This window comes from Streptomyces sp. NPDC088915, assembly GCF_044749825.1.
In the GTDB taxonomy this organism is placed as follows: Bacteria; Actinomycetota; Actinomycetes; order Streptomycetales; family Streptomycetaceae; genus Streptomyces.
The window spans coordinates 48,781-66,979 of record NZ_JBIVIR010000015.1; the positions used below are offsets into that span (position 1 = coordinate 48,781).

The 18,199-nt window shown below is 74.7% G+C and carries 21 protein-coding genes; 5 read left to right on the forward strand and 16 right to left on the reverse strand.

Annotation, left to right across the window (positions count from 1 at the left end):
• Positions 1-179: 179 nt before the first annotated feature.
• The 13 genes from ACIP5O_RS25700 to ACIP5O_RS25760 form a co-directional block, all read right to left on the reverse strand.
• On the reverse strand, positions 180-1,325 hold the full coding sequence (locus tag ACIP5O_RS25700; RefSeq protein WP_401297064.1) for an RNA polymerase sigma factor: 1,146 nt from the start codon (positions 1,323-1,325) through the stop codon (positions 180-182).
• Complete coding sequence (locus tag ACIP5O_RS25705) at positions 1,325-1,741, reverse strand: YciI family protein (RefSeq protein WP_356539909.1); 417 nt, start codon at positions 1,739-1,741, stop codon at positions 1,325-1,327. Before ACIP5O_RS25705 ends, ACIP5O_RS25700 begins: the two co-directional genes overlap by 1 nt.
• A gap of 176 nt (positions 1,742-1,917) precedes the next feature.
• Positions 1,918-2,208 carry a hypothetical protein gene (locus tag ACIP5O_RS25710; protein ID WP_401297066.1) on the reverse strand — a complete coding sequence of 97 codons (291 nt, stop codon included), beginning with the start codon at positions 2,206-2,208 and terminating at the stop codon, positions 1,918-1,920.
• Between the two features lie 127 nt (positions 2,209-2,335).
• A complete protein-coding gene (locus tag ACIP5O_RS25715) occupies positions 2,336-3,916 on the reverse strand; it encodes a phytoene desaturase family protein (protein WP_401297068.1) in 1,581 nt (526 codons plus the stop codon).
• On the reverse strand, positions 3,913-4,377 hold the full coding sequence (locus ACIP5O_RS25720; RefSeq protein ID WP_401297069.1) for an SRPBCC family protein: 465 nt from the start codon (positions 4,375-4,377) through the stop codon (positions 3,913-3,915). Before ACIP5O_RS25720 ends, ACIP5O_RS25715 begins: the two co-directional genes overlap by 4 nt.
• An 85-nt stretch (positions 4,378-4,462) precedes the next feature.
• Positions 4,463-5,482 carry an SDR family NAD(P)-dependent oxidoreductase gene (locus ACIP5O_RS25725; RefSeq protein WP_401297071.1) on the reverse strand — a complete coding sequence of 340 codons (1,020 nt, stop codon included), beginning with the start codon at positions 5,480-5,482 and terminating at the stop codon, positions 4,463-4,465.
• Positions 5,483-5,554: 72 nt separating this feature from the next.
• Positions 5,555-6,667: a YihY/virulence factor BrkB family protein gene (locus ACIP5O_RS25730; RefSeq protein ID WP_401297073.1), complete on the reverse strand. Its 1,113-nt coding sequence runs from the start codon at positions 6,665-6,667 to the stop codon at positions 5,555-5,557.
• Positions 6,668-6,710: 43 nt separating this feature from the next.
• On the reverse strand, positions 6,711-6,956 hold the full coding sequence (locus tag ACIP5O_RS25735; protein ID WP_401297075.1) for a hypothetical protein: 246 nt from the start codon (positions 6,954-6,956) through the stop codon (positions 6,711-6,713).
• A 176-nt stretch (positions 6,957-7,132) separates the two neighbouring features.
• Complete coding sequence (locus ACIP5O_RS25740; RefSeq protein WP_401297077.1) at positions 7,133-7,519, reverse strand: hypothetical protein; 387 nt, start codon at positions 7,517-7,519, stop codon at positions 7,133-7,135.
• Between the two features lie 120 nt (positions 7,520-7,639).
• Positions 7,640-8,167 (reverse strand): NUDIX hydrolase family protein, encoded by a 528-nt coding sequence (locus ACIP5O_RS25745; protein ID WP_356540579.1) that lies wholly within the window; start codon positions 8,165-8,167, stop codon positions 7,640-7,642.
• Between the two features lie 95 nt (positions 8,168-8,262).
• A complete protein-coding gene (locus ACIP5O_RS25750) occupies positions 8,263-8,820 on the reverse strand; it encodes a DUF2267 domain-containing protein (protein WP_401297079.1) in 558 nt (185 codons plus the stop codon).
• Between the two features lie 77 nt (positions 8,821-8,897).
• Complete coding sequence (locus ACIP5O_RS25755; protein ID WP_356540581.1) at positions 8,898-9,296, reverse strand: DUF2267 domain-containing protein; 399 nt, start codon at positions 9,294-9,296, stop codon at positions 8,898-8,900.
• A gap of 118 nt (positions 9,297-9,414) precedes the next feature.
• The gene (locus ACIP5O_RS25760; protein ID WP_125663750.1) at positions 9,415-9,849 is read right to left on the reverse strand and encodes an Hsp20/alpha crystallin family protein; all 435 of its coding nucleotides are present in this window, start codon (positions 9,847-9,849) and stop codon (positions 9,415-9,417) included.
• 132 nt (positions 9,850-9,981) lie between these two features.
• On the opposite strand from ACIP5O_RS25760, the gene ACIP5O_RS25765 reads away from it, so the two are divergent.
• The 3 genes from ACIP5O_RS25765 (at position 9,982) to ACIP5O_RS25775 (ending at position 12,339) form a co-directional block, all read left to right on the forward strand.
• Positions 9,982-10,665, forward strand: coding sequence for a type III effector protein (locus tag ACIP5O_RS25765; RefSeq protein WP_401297081.1), 684 nt, complete (start codon positions 9,982-9,984; stop codon positions 10,663-10,665).
• A gap of 56 nt (positions 10,666-10,721) precedes the next feature.
• Complete coding sequence (locus tag ACIP5O_RS25770; protein ID WP_401297083.1) at positions 10,722-11,318, forward strand: helix-turn-helix domain-containing protein; 597 nt, start codon at positions 10,722-10,724, stop codon at positions 11,316-11,318.
• 109 nt (positions 11,319-11,427) lie between these two features.
• Complete coding sequence (locus ACIP5O_RS25775) at positions 11,428-12,339, forward strand: class I SAM-dependent methyltransferase (protein ID WP_401297085.1); 912 nt, start codon at positions 11,428-11,430, stop codon at positions 12,337-12,339.
• Positions 12,340-12,416: 77 nt separating this feature from the next.
• Here ACIP5O_RS25775 and ACIP5O_RS25780 read toward each other — a convergent pair whose 3' ends face one another.
• A complete protein-coding gene (locus ACIP5O_RS25780) occupies positions 12,417-13,310 on the reverse strand; it encodes an NAD-dependent protein deacetylase (protein WP_401297087.1) in 894 nt (297 codons plus the stop codon).
• A gap of 67 nt (positions 13,311-13,377) precedes the next feature.
• Positions 13,378-13,881 carry a VOC family protein gene (locus tag ACIP5O_RS25785; protein ID WP_401297089.1) on the reverse strand — a complete coding sequence of 168 codons (504 nt, stop codon included), beginning with the start codon at positions 13,879-13,881 and terminating at the stop codon, positions 13,378-13,380.
• Positions 13,882-14,023: 142 nt separating this feature from the next.
• Here ACIP5O_RS25785 and ACIP5O_RS25790 point away from each other — a divergent pair, with 142 nt between their 5' ends.
• Positions 14,024-15,397, forward strand: coding sequence for a cytochrome P450 (locus ACIP5O_RS25790; RefSeq protein ID WP_401297090.1), 1,374 nt, complete (start codon positions 14,024-14,026; stop codon positions 15,395-15,397).
• 101 nt (positions 15,398-15,498) lie between these two features.
• Complete coding sequence (locus tag ACIP5O_RS25795; protein WP_401297092.1) at positions 15,499-16,116, forward strand: TOPRIM nucleotidyl transferase/hydrolase domain-containing protein; 618 nt, start codon at positions 15,499-15,501, stop codon at positions 16,114-16,116.
• A 55-nt stretch (positions 16,117-16,171) separates the two neighbouring features.
• Here the strand turns inward: ACIP5O_RS25795 and ACIP5O_RS25800 are convergent, their stop codons facing one another.
• Positions 16,172-17,941: a serine/threonine-protein kinase gene (locus tag ACIP5O_RS25800; RefSeq protein WP_401297093.1), complete on the reverse strand. Its 1,770-nt coding sequence runs from the start codon at positions 17,939-17,941 to the stop codon at positions 16,172-16,174.
• Positions 17,942-18,199 lie beyond the last annotated feature (258 nt).

Genomic DNA, 18,199 nt, shown 5'->3' on the forward strand with positions numbered 1-18,199 from the left:
CTCGGCTCCACCGGCCACCCGCCCGACGGCGACCCGCACGGCCGCCAGGGCCCCGGCCGCCAGAGGGGCGGCTGCCCACCGCCGCCCGGGTTCATGCACGGGGCCGGACGCGCCCGGGGACACCGCACCGCGACGGCCCTCCGGCCCCGGAACGTGCCCCACCGGCGGCTCAGGCGGCCTCAGCGGCCCCGGTCGGTGTTGAGCCGGGCCGCCCGGCGCGTCAGGTGGTCCCGCTCGGCCAGGTTGGGCGCCTTGCGGGCCGCCTCCGCGTACAGCCGGGCCGCCGTCGCCGTGTCACCGGCGCGCTCGTGGAGGTACGCCTCCACCGCCGTGTACCGGGGCAGCGCACCGTCCAGGGCCGCGAGCGCCGCCAAGCCGGCCCGCGGCCCGTCGGCCTCGCCGACCGCCACCGCGCGGTTGAGCCGGACGACCGGGCTGTCCGTCAGGCGCGCGAGCTCGTCGTACCACTCGACGATCTGCACCCAGTCCGTCTCCTCCGCGGTGGGCGCGTCGGCGTGCAGCGCCGCGACGGCGGCCTGGGCCTGGAACTCGCCCAGCCGGCCGCGGGCAAGGGCCGCCTGCAGGATCCCGACGCCTTCGGCGATCACGCCCGTGTCCCACCGGCCCCGGTCCTGCTCGGCGAGCGGCACCAGGCTGCCGTCGGGCGCGGTCCTGGCCGCGCGCCGGGCGTGGTGGAGCAGCATCAGGGCGAGCAGCCCCGACACCTCCGGATGGTCGATCACGGCCGCGAGCTGCCGGGTGAGCCGGATCGCCTCGGCGGCGAGGTCGACGTCGCCCGAGTACCCCTCGTTGAAGACGAGGTAGAGCACGCGCAGCACGGTGGCCACGTCGCCGGGCCGGTCGAGGCGCACGCCGGAGACCGTGCGCTTGGCCCGGCTGATGCGCTGCGCCATGGTCGTCTCGGGCACCAGGTAGGCCTCGGCGATCTGGCGCGTGGTCAGCCCGCCCACGGCGCGCAGCGTGAGCGCGACCGCCGACGACGGCGTCAACGACGGGTGGGCGCACAGGAAGTAGAGCCGGAGCGTGTCGTCCACGGCGGACACGGGTCCCGGGGCCGGTTCCTCCTCCACGAGGTCCTCGCGCCGGCGGCGGGCGGTGTCCGCCCGGGTCGCGTCGAGGAACCGGCGCCAGGCCACGGTGACCAGCCAGCCCTTCGGATCCCGCGGCGGACCGGCCGGCCAGACGCGGACCGCCTCGACCAGCGCGTCCTGTACGGCGTCCTCGGCCGCCGCGAAGTCGGCTCCGCGGCGGACGAGGATCCCGAGGGCACCCGGGACGAGGCCCCTGAGCAGGGCTTCGTCCATCAGTGGCACCACTCCGTGGTGGTGGGAGGGGCGGTCAGGAAGGGGCGCACCTCGAGCCACTCGTGGATCGGCTTCCCGCCCGCCCCGGGCGCGGCCGACAGCTCGCCCGCCAGCTCCACGGCACGCTCGTAGCCGTCGACGTCGATCACCATCCAGCCGGCGATGAGGTCCTTGGTCTCGGCGAACGGACCGTCGGTGACCGGCGGGCGGCCCTCGCCGTCGTAGCGGACCCACGCCCCCTCCGGGGCGACCGCCTGGCCGTCGACGAACTCCCCGCTCTCCCGCAGCCGGTCCGCGAAGTCGTTCATGTACCGCATGTGCGCCGAGATCTCCTCCGGCGTCCACTGGTCCATCGGCACGCAGTTGACCGGCTCCGGGGCGCCTCGGTAGTGCTTCAGCAGCAGGTACTTGGCCATGGTGACCTCTCCTCGAAGGGCGTGCGACCCATTGTGGTCGCGTTCACCCCGGGGACGGAGCGGGGCACGGGATCTCGACATCACCCGCCGAGGTTTTCCCGATTTTTCTCGCGAGACGCGTGAGAGAGGACGTGAAAAGGGGCGGCTCCGGCCCGGAGCCGCCCCGAAGGCGCAGGTCAGCCGGTCGCGCCGGGGACCCAGTGGTGGTGGACGCGCATGACGCGCGGGGCGATGCCCGTATCCGGCCAGCCGTGCTCGGTGGCGACGGGCGTCATCTTCTCGGCGAACGCGTTCATCTGCTGCTCGGTTTCCCAGATGTCGAAGACCTCCAGCCCGTCGTCCGTCGACACGCACGCGTGGACCAGGCAGCCGTCGAAGACGCCGGGCGTCTGCTGGAGGGCGGCGTTGAGCTTGTCGTACTGCTCCGTGGTGACTCCCGGGACGACGGCGTGGACGAAGAACGCCATGGCGGTCCCTCCTCGTGAGGCGGGGCGGAGGGCCCCGGCCCGCCCCTGTGGCGGCGGTCCGCCCCTCTCCCTCTGCCGGCACACCACCTACTGCCCCGTACGGCACCCGAGCGCCCCCGGCACCGCCTCAGCGGCGCCGCCGGGGGAGGTGCGGGCCCCTGAGGGCGGCGCGGGCCGCGTTGGCGCCGGGGGCCCCGTGGACGCCGCCGCCCGGGTGCGCCGTGGCGGAGGCGAGGTAGAGGCCGCGGATCGGGGTGCGCGGCCGCCCGGTGCCCGGTACGGGGCGGAAGACGAGCTGCTGGTGCAGATTGGTGGTGCCCTGGTTGACGGCTCCGCCCACCAGGGCCGGATTGAGCCGCTCCAGGTCGGGCGGCGCCAGCACCCGCCGGGCGCGGACGGTGGCGCGGAACCCGGGCGCCAAGCGCTCGATGCCCGCCTCGACGCGGTCGGCGATCGCCTCCTTCTCGCGCTCGTCCCAGCGTCCGCGGATGTCGTCCTCCCCGGCGTCGGACCGGATGTGCTGCGGGACGTGCGTGTAGCCCCACGCCGACTCCGTACCGGCGGGGGAGCGGCTCGGGTCCGCCGTGGTCATCTGCCCGAGCACGGTGAACGGCACCTCCGGCACCTGCCGCATGGCGATCTGCCCGGCGAAGCGGGTGAGCGCGTCCATGCCCTCGGCGACGTGCACGGTCCCGGCGCGCCGCGCGCCCTCGGAGGTCCAGGGGATCGGACGGTCGAGCGCCCAGTCCACCTTGACCGTGGAGAAGTCCCACTGGAAGCGGCGCAGCTCGGCGCGGAGCCGCGGCGGCAGGTGCTCCTCTCCGACGAGCCGCTCGTACAGCAGGGGCGCCGGGACGTCGGCGAGGACCGCCCGCCGCGCGGGGACCTCGGTGCCGTCCTCGGTGCGGACGGCGACCGCCCGCCCGCCGCGGACCACGACCTGCGCCACGGGACGGCCGCAGCGCAGCTCGCCGCCCCGGTCGAGCAGCCGGGCCACGAGCGCGTCGGTGAGCCGGCCCGCACCGCCCACCGGCACGGGGAAGCCGTGGTCCTGACCGAGCATGCTCATGAGCCAGCCGAAGCCGCCGCCGAGGGCCGACTCGGGGCCCAGGTCCGCATGGAGCGCGTTCCCGGCGATCAGCAGCTTCCCGCCGTCGCCCGCGAAGTTCTCCTCGCCGAAGCGACGGGCGGGCAGGAGCATCGTGCGCAGCAGCCGCAGCGCGTCGTTCGGACCGGTCCGGGCGAGGAGCCGCGCCCCCGCCCGTACCGGCGGGAACGGGGTGAACAGACACCCGATCAGGTCGTCGGCGACACCGCGCCAGAGCCGGTGCAGCCGCTCCCAGGCCGCGCCGTCGCCCGCGGCGAAACCGGCCGCCGACGCGGCGGTCTCCCGGACGTCGCGTTCGAGGACCGCGCAGCGCCCGTCGGCGAGCGGATGGGCCACGACGGCCGGGGCGTGGCTCCAGCGCAGGCCGTACCGGTGGAGCGCCAGGTCCCGGATCACCGGCGACGCGGCGGCGAGCGGGTAGAAGGCGCTGAACGTGTCGTGGACGTAGTCGGGGTGGACGCCCCGGTCGCTGCGCACGGCCCCGCCCGGCTCGTCCCGGGCCTCCAGGACGACGACGTGCCATCCGGCGTCGACGAGGAGGTTGGCCGCCACCAGGCCGTTGGGTCCGGCGCCGATGACCACCGCGTCGGGCGCCGTCACGGCCGGGCTCCCTGCCCGCGGCCCGCTTCCCGGGCCCGGGCGACGGCCAGCTCCTCCAGGCGCGCCAGCATCCCGCGGTGCCGCCAGCGCGTCAGCGTGTCGACGGCCGCGTTGTGCCAGCGCGCCGCGGGGCCCCGGAGGGGGTGCTCGTCGACGATGACGAGGGTGTCGCCGCCCCACGGCACCAGGCGGAAGGCGATGCGGGCGGTGCCCAGGTCGGTCTTCGCCTCCAGTTCCAGGCGGCGGCCCGGCTCGCAGATCCGGGAGGTGGTGCGGCCCCGGTACGACTTCGGCCCGAGCTTCAGCACGTATCCCAGCTCCGCGCCGGGGGCGGGCCAGTCCCCGTCCTCCTCCCACGTGTCGTGGGTGCCGACCACGAACCGCGAGTACAGCCGGCCGTCGCTCAGGACCGACCAGACGTCCTCGGGCGTGGCCTCGACGAGGCGGTTCCACTGTGCCATGGCTGCGATCTCCTCAGGAGGAAAGTCGGGAGGGAGGTCAGAAGGGAAGTCAGGAGGAACGTCGGAAGGGAAGCCGGGAGGGAGATCAGGAGGGAAGCCGGAGCGGACGCCGGGAGCGGACGCGGAGGGCGCCGGCCACCACTCCGGCCCCGGCGGCCAGGGCGGCGGCCCGGCGCCCCGCCGTACGGAGCCGCGCGTGCCGGCCGCCGGACACCGCCGCGGTGTCCCCGGACGGGTCGTGGAGGATTCCGGCGGTGTCCGGGGCCGTGCCCGGGCCGCCGAAGTACGTCTTCTCGGTACGCCGCCGGATCGCGCGCCGCACCAGACCGGGCGCCAGGGCGTGGGCGGCCGGCAGGAGCCGCGCACCCGGTCCGACGACCACGCGCCGCCGGGGGCGGACCGCCGCGCGCACGACGGCCGCCGCGACCCGCTCCGGGGTGGCGACGGCCGGCAGGGACCGCACACGACGGCCCGTGCGATTGGCCGCGTGCTGGAAGAAGGGGGTGTCGACGCCGGTCGGAAGGACGGTGCAGACGGCGACCCCGTGGTCCCCGGAGAGCGCCAGCTCCTGGCGCAGCACCTCGTCGAGGGTGATCAGGGCGGCCTTCGAGGCCGCGTAGGGACCCTGGTAGGGCGCCTCGACGGCGCCCCCGAGCAGGGACGAGACGTTGACGATCACGCCCCGGCCCCGGCGGCGCATCGCGGGCAGTGCCGCCCGCAGCCCGTGGAACACGCCCAGGACGTTGACCTCCCACAGCCGCCGCACGTCGTCCGACGGCACCTGGTCGAGGCGGCCCAGGACGCCGACCCCGGCCGCGTTCACCCAGACGTCGATCCGGCCGTACCGGTCGAGCGCCGCCCGGGCGACCCTGGCCGTCGCGGCCTCGTCCGTGACGTCGGCGGGGACGGCCGCCGCCTCGGCCCGGGCGTGCGCGGCCGTGCACTCGCGCGCCACCTCCGCCAGGGCGTCCGTGCTGCGGGCGGTGACGACCAGGCGCGCGCCGCACTCGGCGAACGCCCGTGCCACGGCGCGTCCGATCCCGCTCGACGCGCCCGTGACCACGACGACGGTGCCGGGCGCGGGCCCGCGTTCTCCTGTCCTCATGCGTCGCATCTGACCCGCTTCAGGGGGTTCATGCACTCGGGGTGGTCCATCGGAGCGGGACCGGACCCCGCCCTACGCCTGCTTCCCCGGCGTGTCACCGGGCGACCGCCGGTCCCCGGCGTCCCGCTCGATCCCCTCGAACCGGCGCACGTCCTCCTCGTCCCAGGCGCGGGTGTCCCGCGGCTCGGTGTACGGCTCCTGGTCCGGCGGCATCCCGCCGAGCACGGCCCGCTGCCGCACCGTCTCGGCGTCGAACTCCAGCCCCAGGAGCAGGGCGAGGTTGCTGATCCAGAGCCAGACCAGGAAGACGATGACGCCGGCCATCGTGCCGTACGTCTTGTTGTACGAGGCGAACTGGCTGACGTACAGGGCGAACCCGGCGGAGGCGAGCATCCAGATCAGCAGGGCCAGGAAACTGCCGGGGGTGATCCACTTCCACCCCTTGACCTTGGCGTTGGGACTGGCCCCGTACAGCAGCGCGATCATGGCCGACACCAGCAGGACCAGGACCGGCCACTTGGCGATCGACCACACCGTCAGCGCGGTGTCACCGATGCCGAGCGCGGTCCCGGCCTGGCGCGCCAGGGTGCCGGTGAACACCACGATCAGGGCGCTGACCACCGCGAGGACCATCAGGACGGCCGTCATCCCGACCCGTACGGGCAGGAGCTTCCACACCGGGCGGCCCTCCGGCATGTCGTAGACCTGGTTGGCCGCCCTGATGAACGCCCCCACGTAGCCGGACGCCGACCAGAGGGCGAGCACCACGCCGATGATCGCCATGACCGAGCCCGTGCCGGCCTGCCCCTGGAGCTGTTCCACGGCGTTGTTCAGCATGTCGCGGGCCGGGCCGGGGGTGAGCTGCCGCAGGTTCTCCATCACCCGGTCGGTGGTCGACTTCCCGCTGATGCCGAGCAGCGAGAGGAGCACCAGGATGGCCGGGAAGAGGGCCAGGATGCCGTAGTAGGTGAGGGCGGCCGCGCGGTCCGTCAGCTCGTCGTCCTTGAACTCCCGCACCGACCCCTTGAGGACCCCGAGCCAGGACCGGCCCTTCAGGTCGGTGGGGGCGTCCGGCGCGCGCCGCTCGACTTCGGGCCCCGGACCGACCTCCTCGGGCGTCGGCGTCGCGCGCTCCGCGGCCTCGCCGCCGCGTTCTTCGTCTCCTGCGTGGTGAGATGTGACCATGCCCCTGCGGGTGCCCCCGCTCGGCGCGCATAAGCCCACGTCGTCAGGCCGCGTCGGCCCGTCCGGTGTCCGTGCCGGCCCTGCTCCCGGACGCGGCCCCGCCGCGGACCGACCGGTGCCGCGCCGGGCGGCGTTCGGCGGCCGGCCGGCCGGGGGCCTTCACCAGCCGGAGATGGCGGCCGGCGTGGCGCGAGGCCCTCGGCGGACCCATCACCCGGTCCTCGACCCGGTCCATGAGGAACAGCAGCAGTCCCAGCAGGGGGAGCAGCAGGACGGCGATCGCAACCACGGCACATTTCCTCCTCGTCGAACGCGTCGGACTCGCCGAACCGCGTTTCCTCGCTCCTCGTGCGGGTGCCCGGATCGGCGTCCGACGCGCGACGGCTCGTGTGAAGGTTCTGCGACCACCCGAACGGGCCGGCCCCTGGTGCCGGCGGGCCGGTCTTCGCCGTCGGCGGGCCCGTGCTAACCGGCGGCCATGTCGGGGCCGGGCAGGAGCGTCTCGTCGAGGTGGTAGCCGAGTTGGTGCAGGCCGCGGGCGACGGCGATCGCCCGCCCGCGCAGTTCGGTGACCTCTGCGGGTTCCCGGGCGCCCCGTGCGGGAGCCGGGTCGGTGCCGGGGTCGGGCGGGGGCGGCGTGGCGGCGAGGACCGCGTCCCAGGCCTCGCGGGCGATGCGCTCCGCCGTGGCGTCGTCGATGCGGCGGTCGCCCGGGTCGGCGCCCTCGCCCTCCCGGGCGTCCTCCGGGGGCTTCTCGCCCGTACCCGTACGGCTCAGATAGGACTCGATGGCCGCCCGGGCCGCGCGGACGTCGGCCGATCCGGCCCGGTCCCCTTCCGGTTCTGTCGTCATGGGGGCACCGTAAGCACGCGGGGCCGTCACCGGGGCGGTGCCACGCGGTACCCCGCCCCGGTTCGGACCGGATGCCGTCCCGCCGCGGTCACACCGCCCCGCGGCCGTGGGAGGACGGCCTCAGTAGGTGTGCCCGACGTGCGCGAGGGCCTGCTTGAGGAGTACTCCCCGGCCGCCCGGCATCTCGCCCTGCACGGCAGGGGAGGCCGCTTCCTGCGGGCTGAACCAGACGAGGTCGAGGGCGTCCTGGCGGGGTCGGCAGTCGCCGGTCACCGGCACGATGTAGGCGAGGGACACCGCGTGCTGACGGGGGTCGTGGTACGGGGTGATGCCCGCCGTGGGGAAGTACTCGGCGACGGTGAAGGGCTGCAGGGAGGCGGGCACCCGGGGGAGGGCCACCGGGCCGAGGTCCTTCTCCAGGTGGCGCAGCAGCGCGTCACGGACCCGCTCGTGGTGCATGACACGGCCGGACACCAGGGTGCGGCTGATCGTTCCGTCCGCGCCTATGCGCAGGAGCAGTCCGACGCTGGTGACTTCGCCGCTGTCGTCCACGCGCACGGGCACGGCCTCGACGTACAGGATGGGCATGTGGGCCCTGGCCATCTCCAGGTCGTCCGTGGACAGCCAGCCGGGCGTGGTCTCGGTCATGTCAGACATCGCTTGATCATACTTACCCGGTCGGCTCCAGCGGAACGGGGCAGGACGGCCACACCCCTCGTTCGGGTGACGTTTCCGGGGAACCCCTATGCGGCTCCCCGGTCCGCGAAGGGCCGGGCCGTACGAGCCGCGTGGGCCGTACGGGTCGTGCGCGTCGTGCTCCGGGGCGGACGGAGTTCGGCCCTGCCGAAGAGGAGGGCGTAGCCGGAGGGGAGCTGGTCGACGATGCGGTCGACGAGCTCGGGACCGGCCAGCCGGGCCACGGGGGCGAGGACGGCGCCGACGTCCCAGCGGGTGGTGGCGGGGCTGCCGCCGGTGCGCCGGGCCAGGTCCTTGACGAACTCCCAGCCGGTGAGGGGGGTGGTGGCGGGCACCTGGGCGGTGAAGGTCAGGGCCGCCTCGACGGGGAGGCGGGCGGCGAGCTCGACCCGCTCGTCACCGACGAGCTGCCGTCCCAGGGCCGCAAGCACGGCGCTCACGGACTCCTCGGCCCGCTCGCGGGTGGGATAGGCGCCTTCGTAGCGGACCCGTTCGAGCAGGCCGGAGTAGGAGACTCCGTCGGGTGCCGACGCGGGTGCCGACGCGGGCCGGGGCGCGGGGGCCGTGGGGGACAGGGGGGTCGTCGTCTCGGTCCGGAGGGTCATGATCGTGTGTATCGCCGTTCTCTTCGGGCCCGGCGGGGCCGGGCGGAGCGGACGGGTTTCGACGGGGTGGGCCGGACTCACCGGGAGAGGTGCGGCCGGCCGAAGAGGAGGTCGTAACCGGGCGGGAGCTGGAGGAGGAGCTGGCCGGTGAGGTCCTCCCCGGCGGCGTCGGCGACGACGCTGAGGACGGCGCTGACGTCCCAGGCCGCGGTCCGCTCGGTGGCTCCCTCGATCCAGGCGGCCGTCGCGCGCACGAAGCGTTCCGGCGAGAGCGGTTCGGCGGCCTGGAGGGGGTTGAGCAGGACGACGGCGAAGGTCTCCGGGAGGCGGGCGGCGAGCGCGGCCCGCACGTCGCCGACCAGATGGGCGCCGAGCAGCGCCAGTACGACGCGGGCGGCCCGTTCGGCTTCCTGGGGCGTGTCGTAGTCGCCGCGTTCCCGGACGTGGTCGAGGAACGTGTGCCATCGCGGTCTCATCACGGCCCCTTCCTTCGGGTGGGGAGGCGGAGCGACGGGGAGCGGGAGCGAGGAGAGGTGACGGGGGAGCGGGGGAGGGGAGACGGGCTTCCGTCCCCCGCTCCGGTCTCGCGGCGGCTCAGCCGCTGATCTGCTTGCGGCCGTCGCCGCGGCCGATGGCGATCTTGCGGGGCTTCGCGCGCTCGGCGATCGGGATCCGCAGGGTGAGGACGCCGGCCTCGTAGTCGGCCGTGATCTTCTCGGTGTCGAGGGTGTCGGCCAGCATGAGCTGCCGGGAGAAGACACCGAGGGGCCGCTCGGACAGCTCCATCTGGACGTCGTCGGCCTTGGGGACGGGCCGGCGCTCGGCCTTGACCGTCAGCATGTTCCGCTCGACGTCGATGTCGATCGCGTCCGTCGACACCCCGGGCAGATCCATGACGATCACATACGCGTCGCCCTCGCGGTAGGCGTCCATCGGGACCGCGGAAGGACGGGACCACGTGCCGCTCGTGCCCAGCATCTGCTGCGTGAGGCGGTCGAGCTCGCGGAACGGGTCGGTGCGCATCAACATCGCGAAACACCTCCAAGTGGGATCAGGCAGTGACTGCCAATGCGCTTCACCTGACACCGTTGTAACATGTCAACGGATGGACGACAAGTCCATCGTCAACGGAAAGACGACAAGGGGAAAGGATGTGATCCCATGACAGGAGCCGACCTTCCCGTCACCTTCCACGCAGCTCTCACGGCCCTCGCCGCGATGGACGAAACCGTGCGGAGGGCCCGGTCCGCGGACGCGCCGGGTGGGCCGGGCGCACCGGACGCGCCGGACGCCTCGGGCGGGCGGGGCGACCCTTCGAGAACCTCCTCCGAGGAGGCGCTCGCCGCGCTCCTGCTCCTGCGCGAACTGCGCGAGCAGCTCGCCGGCTGGGAGCCCGGCCTCATCGAGGCCGCGCGCGACGCGGGCGCCAGCTGGGCCGAGCTCGCCCGCCCCCTCGGGGTCACCAGCCGGCAGGCGGCCGAGCGCCGCTATCTGCGGGTGCGCCCCGGCAATCCCGGCGCCACCGGGGAGCAGCGCGTCCAGGCCACCCGCGACCGCCGCGCCGCCGACCGCACCGTCACCACCTGGGCCCGGGGGAACGCGGCCGACCTGCGCCGCCTCGCCGGTCAGATCACCGCCCTCGACGCCCTCCCCGCCGCCCTCCGGCGCGACCTCGGCGAAGCCCTCGCGGACGACGACCCGGCCCTGCTCCTGGAACCCCTCGCCCGCACCCACCGCCACCTCGCCCCCCGCCACCCGGACCTGGCCGAGCGGGTCGGCACCCTCACCCACCGCACCGCCGCCCTCCGCGAGGAGAGCGACCAGCGCCGCTCCGGCCCCCCGTAGCCGTGCCAGGAAAGGGCGCCGACCACTCCTTGCGGTGAGGGCATACGCTGTTGCCCATGAGGCAAGAGGACGAGGACCTGGACGGCCTGGTGCGCAAGCGGATCCGCGCCCTGCGGTTGGCGCAGGGCTGGTCCCTGGAGGAGCTGGCCACCCGCGCCCGGCTCAGCCAGTCCTCCCTCAGCCGCATCGAGAACGGTCAGCGCCGTCTGGCCCTCGACCAGCTGGTCGTCCTCGCCCGAGCCCTGGACACCACGCTCGACCAGCTCGTGGAGACCGCCGCCGACGACGTCGTCATCAGCCCGATGATCGACGGCGCGCGCGGGCAGATGCGCTGGCCGATCAAGGGCGAGCCGGGCATGACCGTCATACGCCAGCGGATGACCGACCCACCGCCGGACAACCCCTCCCGCATGCGTGCGCACCCGGGACGGGAATGGCTCGTGGTCCTGTCCGGCACCGCGACCCTCATGCTGGGGCACCGCCGCTTCCGCATCGAGACCAACCAGGCGGCGGAGTTCCCGACGATGATGCCGCACGCGATCGGCGCGGAAGGGGGGCCCTGCGAGGTCCTGGGCATCTTCGACCGCGACGCCCGCCGCGGCCACCAGCGCGACAACGGCGACCGCGAAACCCGGGAGCCGCCCGGCCGGTGAGGCGGCACGGACGGCCGCGTCTTGCGCCTCGGGCAGCGGACGGGACGATCTCCTTGCGTAAACGGAATGAAGTCGTGCCGCACGCGCATGGCCGTCCTAGCGTGGAGCCATGACCCACGCACACCTCCCCTCCCACGCTCACGACGCCTCCGCCGGCCATTCCCACGGCCACGACGCCCCCCACGGCCACTCCCACAGTCGCTCTCGCAGCGCGGAGGACCAGGCGGAGCTCCTCGACCTGGACGCGGAAGTCCTCGCCGAGCACCTCGCCGACCTCGTCTCCTGGCTCCCCGTCCGGACGCCCCCGCGCGAGATCGTGGACCTGGGCGGCGGCACGGGAGCGGGCACCTTCGCGCTCCTCGACCGCTTCCCCGAAGCCCACGTCACCGCCGTCGACTCCTCGGCCGCGCACCTCCAGCGGCTGAGGGAGAAGGCGTGCGCCAGGGGCGTGGAGGAACGCGTGCGCACCGTGCAGGCCGACCTCGACCTGGTCGACTGGCCCGACCTCGGCACCCCCGACCTGGTGTGGGCCTCGGCCTCCCTGCACCACATGCGCCACCCCGACCGCGCCCTGCGCCAGGTCCACGGCCTCCTCGCCCCCGGCGGACTGTTCGCGGTGGTCGAACTGGCCGGGTTCCCCCGCTTCCTGCCCGAGGACGCCCCGGAGGAGCGGCCCGGTCTGGAAGAGCGCTGCCACACCGCCAGCGAGCGCTTCCACACCGAGCACGTGCCGCACCGCGGCGCCGACTGGGGGCCGATGCTCGCCGACGCCGGGTTCGCCCTCGACGGGGAACGCACGGTCACCGTGAACATCGAGGCCTCCCGCGACGACACGGTCGGCGCGTACGCCCTCGGCGGCCTGCGGCGCATCCGGCACGGCGTCGCCGACCTGCTCCCGCCCGAGGACCTCGCCGCGCTCGACCGGCTGCTCGACACCGACGGGCCCCACAGCATCCTGCGGCGCGAGGACCTCGGCGTACGCACCGAGCGGACCGTCTGGGCCGCCCGCCGAGAGGGCTGATCCGCGGTGCCGCCGTCGGTCCGGGGCGCGGAGGGAGACGACCGCGCCCCGGGCCCGTACCCGTGGGCACCGCCCCCTCAGTCCCCGTCGTCGACGGGGATGCCGAGGCGGTCGGCCACGTCGGTGAGGGCCGCCCCCAGGGGGAGCGCGACGCGGGTGACGGCGTGCCGGTCGCCCCGGGTCGGATCCCTATTGACGATCAGTACCGGCTTCCCGTCCTGGGCCGCCTGACGGACGAACCGGAGCCCGGACATCACCGTCAGCGAGGAGCCCAGTACCAGCAGCGAGGTCGCCCCGCGGACCAGCTCGCGGCAGTGCTCGACCCGCGCCGGCGGCACGGCTTCGCCGAAGAACACCACGTCCGGCTTGAGGACGCCGCCGCAGACCGCGCAGGGCACCACGCGGAAGTCCCCGACCTGCTCGTCGGTGAGGTCGGCGTCGCCGTCCGGGTTGATCCCGGCCGCCACCGGATCGAAGCCCGGGTTGGCCTCCTCCAGCCGCCGGGCGAGGTCACGGCGCGGGCTGAAGGTGCCGCAGGAGAGGCAGACGACCCGGTCCAGGCTGCCGTGGAGCTCCACGACGCCCTCGCTGCCGGCGGCCTGGTGCAGACCGTCGACGTTCTGGGTGATCACGCCCGAGAGCAGGCCGTGCCGCCCGAAGGCGGCCACGGACCGGTGCCCGGCGTTGGGGCGGGCGCGGCCGAAGGTGCGCCGGCCCAGGTGGCTGCGCGCCCAGTAGCGGCGCCGGGCCGGGGCACTGGCGGTGAAGTCCTGGTAGGTCATCGGGGTGTGCCGGCTCAGGCTCCCGCCCTCGCCCCGGTAGTCGGGAATGCCCGACTCGGTGGAGAGGCCCGCCCCGCTGAGCACCAGCACGCCGCCGGCCCCCAGCGCGTCGGCGACCGGCTCCGGATCCGTGGTGCCCGGCGGCAGGTCCTCGGCGGGGGTCCAGCTCAGAGTGGGACGCATGCGCATGCCGCCAGGGTACGGAACGGGCACCGCCGTCCGCCGCGACGGCGAGGATCCCTCCCTCACCGGCCGGTCAGACGAGGCAGAACTCGTTGCCCTCCGGGTCCTGGAGGACCACCGCGTAGTAGTCCATGCCGTTCGGCCGGTCCATCGCGTACAGGACGGTCGCGCCGATCGCCGTCAGCCGGGCCACCTCGCCGTCCACCCGCTCGCGGCGCAGCGCGAGCGGGACCTCGCGGCCGCCGCCGACCTTGAGGTCGAGGTGGACGCGGTTCTTGACGGTCTTCGGCTCCGGGACGCGCTGGAACCAGATTCGGGGGCCCGTGCCCTTCGGGTCCACGATCGACTCCGGGAGCTCCCCGGCGTCCCCGCCCAGCTCCTCCTCCGGGACGCCGATGGCCTCCCAGTACGCCCGCCAGGTGGCGTGGCCGACGGGCGGCGGATCGGGGACGTACCGCAGGGCCTCCAGCCAGAAGGGCACGAGGCGCTGCGGGTCCGCGCAGTCGATGGTCAGTTGCAGGGTCAACTCGGGGCGCTCGGAACGCCCGGGGCGCTCCGGCGGTGCGGTTCGGTCCATGGCACGAGCTTCCCAGACGCCACTGACAGACGACCGTTCCACGCCGACGGCCCGGACACGGCCCGCTGCCCAACCGTCCCTACCCGTCGGTCACTTCCTGGGGGAGAATCACCGGCAGACGACGATCGAGGGGGAACCGTCCATGGCCACCACCACCGGTACCGAAGCGCCCGAGCTCGCGGGATTCCCGCTGCTCGGCTCCATGTTCGACCTCAAGAACGACTCCCTGGCGACCTTCCTGCGCGCCCGGCGCGAGCACGGGGACGTCGTCCGGATCACCGCGGGACCGCCCGGCATCCGCACCACCGTCTACGGGGTCTTCTCCGCCGAGGGCGCCCAGCAGGTCCTCGCCGGGGAGTCGGCCAACTTCCGCAAGGACAACGCCTTCTACCAGGAGGTCCGCGAGTCCTTCGGCAACGGCCTCCTCACCAGCCAGGACGAGGACTACCTCCGTCAGCGCCGGCTCGTCCAGCCCCTCTTCACCCGCCGCCGCGTCGACGGCTACGCCGCGGCCGTCGCCGCCGAGGTCACCACCCTCACCGGCGAGTGGCGGGACGGCGGAGCCGAATCCGTCGACGTCCTCCAGGAGATGGCCCGGCTCGCCCTGCGCGCCGTCGCCCGCATCCTCTTCGGCACGGACGTCGACACGGCCGTGGAGATCGTGGAACGCAGCTTCCCCGAACTCGGCGCGTACGTCCTGCGCCGCGGCTACTCCCCCCTCAACGTCCCCCGCGACTGGCCCACCCCCGGCAACCGCAGGGCCGCCGCCGTCCACCGGGCGCTGTACGACGTCTGCGACCGCATCATCGCCGAACGCCGGGACTCCGGCCGGGCGACGGACGGGGGAGACGACCTCCTCACCCTCCTCGTCGGGGCCGAGAGCGCCGAGGACGGCAGTTTCGACGCCACCGAACTGCGCGAACAGGTCCTCGTGTTCCTGCTCGCCGGGCACGAGACCACCGCCACCTCCCTCGGCTTCGCCCTCCACCTGCTCGGCCTCCACCCGGAGGCGCAGAAGCGGGCCCAGGAGGAGGTCGACCGGGTCCTCGCCGGCCGCACCCCCGGCGCCGCCGACCTCGACGCGCTGCCCTACGTCACCCAGGTGCTCAAGGAGGCCATGCGCCTCTTCCCGGCCGCCCCGGTCATCGGCCGCCGCGCCGTCGCCGCCACCGAGATCAACGGCGTCGCCATCCCGGCGGGCGCGGACGTCGTCGTGGCCCCCTGGGTCACCCACCGCCACCCGGACTACTGGGAGGACGCCGAGCGCTTCGACCCCGACCGCTTCACGCCCGAGGCGGAGGCCGCCCGCCCCCGTTACGCCTGGTTCCCCTTCGGTGGCGGCCCGCGCGCCTGCATCGGCCAGCACTTCTCGATGCTGGAGTCGGTGATCGCCCTGGCGATGATCCTCCAGCGGTACGGGTTCGAGGCCGTCGACACCGAGGTGCCCCTCACCTCCGCGATCACCCTCCAGGCGACGGGCCCGGCCCGCTGCCGCCTGACCCCCAGGGAGGCGTGACCACCGCCGGGTCCTCGCACGGGCCCGGAACAGCGCGTCCGGAACGGCGGGCCCCGGAATATTCGGTGCCGTACCGGCCGGCGGAGGCGCAGACTCTCCCCATGGCGGACATGAGGGCGCTCCGGGACGAGATCGGCCGCTGGGCGGACGGCGGTTCCGGGACCGCGGCGAGGGAACTGGCCGCGGCCCTGGGGCCGCGGACGGCGGTGCTCCTGGAAGGACCGAGCGACTCCGCGGCCGTCGAGGCCCTGGCCGCGCGGCACGGCCGGGACCTCGCGGCGGAGGGCGTGTGCGTGGTCGCGATGGGCGGGGCGATGAACATCGCCCGCTACGCCGCCCTGCTCGGACCGCCCGGCCTGGGCCTGCGGCTGACGGGACTGTGCGACGAGAACGAGCGGGGCTTCTACGACCGAGGCCTGGAGCGGGCCGGAGCGCCGGCCGACGGCTTCTTCGTCTGCGTGGCGGACCTGGAGGACGAACTGGTCCGCGCGCTGGGCCCGGGAGCGGTCGAGGAGGTCATCCGGACGGAGGGCGACCTGCGCGCCTGGCAGACCTTCCTGAACCAGCCCGCCCAGCACGGCCGGCCCCGGGAACGGCAGGTGAGGCGCTTCCTCGGCACGAAGAAGGGCCGCAAGATCCGCTACGGCCGCCTCCTGGTGGAGGCCCTCGACGCCGGGCGGGTGCCGGGCCCCCTCGACGACCTCCTGACGATCCTGTGACCGCCGTACGACGGCACGGCGGCGCACCGCGCGCAGCGTACGACACCCTCCAGCTCTAGGGGTTCCGGATCTCGAAGCCGGAGCGGGCCTTCTCCAGCAGGTCCCCGGCGGTCTTGGCCGCGCCCTTCCCGTCGGGCACGTCCACCCCCAGGGTCACGCGCTCCTGCCGGGTGGTGACGACGATGAGGGTCTTGTACAGCCGCCGCGTGACGTTGTCCTCCTCCTGCCGGCTGTAGGTCTCGGTGATGACCGCCGCGTCACGGCCCTGCTGGGTGGTGGACTCGACGCTGGCGACGCTGGGGGCGCCGCCGGTCGGCGGCGAGGCCGACTCGTGCTCCCTCTTCCACCGCTCGGCGATCGCCCGGGGGGTCTCGGTGGCCTGCTCCATCCGGTCCACGAGCAGCCACGTGTCGCCCTTGGGCGTGGTGTAACGGGTGCCCCGGTAGGCCCCGTTCTCGTTGTCCAGCTTGTCCTCGACGGCGATCGCCCAGTCGGTCGGGGCCGCGACGGACAGTCCCATCCGGTACTCGTCGTACCTCTTCCAGCCCTCCGGCGGCCCGTCGCCCGTGAACCGGAGCACCAGGGTGACGAGCAGGGCCAGGACGACCACGGCGGCGGCCCCGGCACCGTAACGGCCGCGGAGCAGCCGTACCGGCAGCGGGGCGGGCGGCTCGCTCGGCGCACCGTCCACCACCACGGTGGGCGTACGCACCGGCGCGGGGTGGAGCGGGGGAGCGGCGAGGGCGTTCAGGAGGGGCCGTGCGGCCTGGACGGTGAGGCGGCTCTCGGGCTCCTTCCGCAGCAGGCCGGTGATCAGCGCCGTCATCTCCCGCGAGCGCTGGGGCGGGGGCAGCTCCGCGAGGAGGATCGCCTGGAGGGTGGAGGGGGTGGTGCGGCGGCGGAAGGGCGAGACGCCCTCGACCGCCTGGTAGAGCATCACCCCGAGGGACCACAGGTCGGACTCCGGGCCCGGCCGCCGCCCCAGGACGCGCTCGGGAGCGAGGTACTCGGGGGAGCCGATGAAGCTCCCGGTCTCGGTGAGCTTCTGCTCGCCCTCCACCTGGGCGATGCCGAAGTCGGTCAGGACGACCCGGTCGTGACGGCAGACCATCACGTTGCCGGGCTTGACGTCCCGGTGCAGGACGCCGGCCTCGTGGGCGGCGTGGAGCGCGCTCAGGACGGCCTGCCCGATCCGCGCCGCCTCCCGGGGCTCCAGCGTGCCCTCGTCGAGGACCTCGGCCAGGGACCTGCCCCGCAGGAGTTCCATCACGATCCACGGCCGGTCGTCCTCCACGACGACGTCGTGGAGGGTGACCACGGAGGGGTGGTCGATCCGGGCCGCGGCCCGTGCCTCGCGCCGCATGCGCTGGTGGGCGGTGCGGCGCTCGGCGGCGGAGAAGTGCTCGGGGACGCGGGGCTCCTTGACGGCCACGTCACGGTCCACGACCTCGTCCCGGGCCCGCCACACCGTGCCCATGCCGCCCGCACCCAGGCGTTCGAGCAGCCGGTAACGGCCGCCCAGCAGCCGTCCGGCACCGGTCTCCGAGGGAGACGGCGCACCGGCCGGCCGGGCCCCCTCCGCCGGCCTTTCGTGCCGTTCCCCCGGACCCGCGGAATCCCCGGAGCTCGCGGAGCCCCCGGGGCCCGCAGGATCCCCGGGGCCCGCGGATCCCCCGGGGCCCGCGGATTCCCCGGGGCCCGCGGCACCCACCGGGCCCGCGGGATCCGCCGGGCGCGGGGCGGTCGCTCCGGCCCGGGGAGGCGGCACCGGCGGCCGCAGCCCGTAGCTGGTGGGCTCGTCCCCGGTTCCCCCGCGCGTCGTCATGTCCCTCTCGCCCTCCCCGTTCCGTGCCCTGCGTGAGACGGATCCCCGAACGCCCCCGAGTCAAGGGGGAGTTCTGCCGGCCGCTCACCGTGCTCCGACCATAGACGCCCGCCGACGGGCCATCATCCCTTCCTGGAACTATTCGCACCTCCACCCGGCGCGGTAGGGACCGGACGCCTGCAACGCACGCGGTACGCGCACCCCGTGACCGGACACCGGCTCCGGAAGGCCCGTGCGGCACACGACTCGTACCGCACA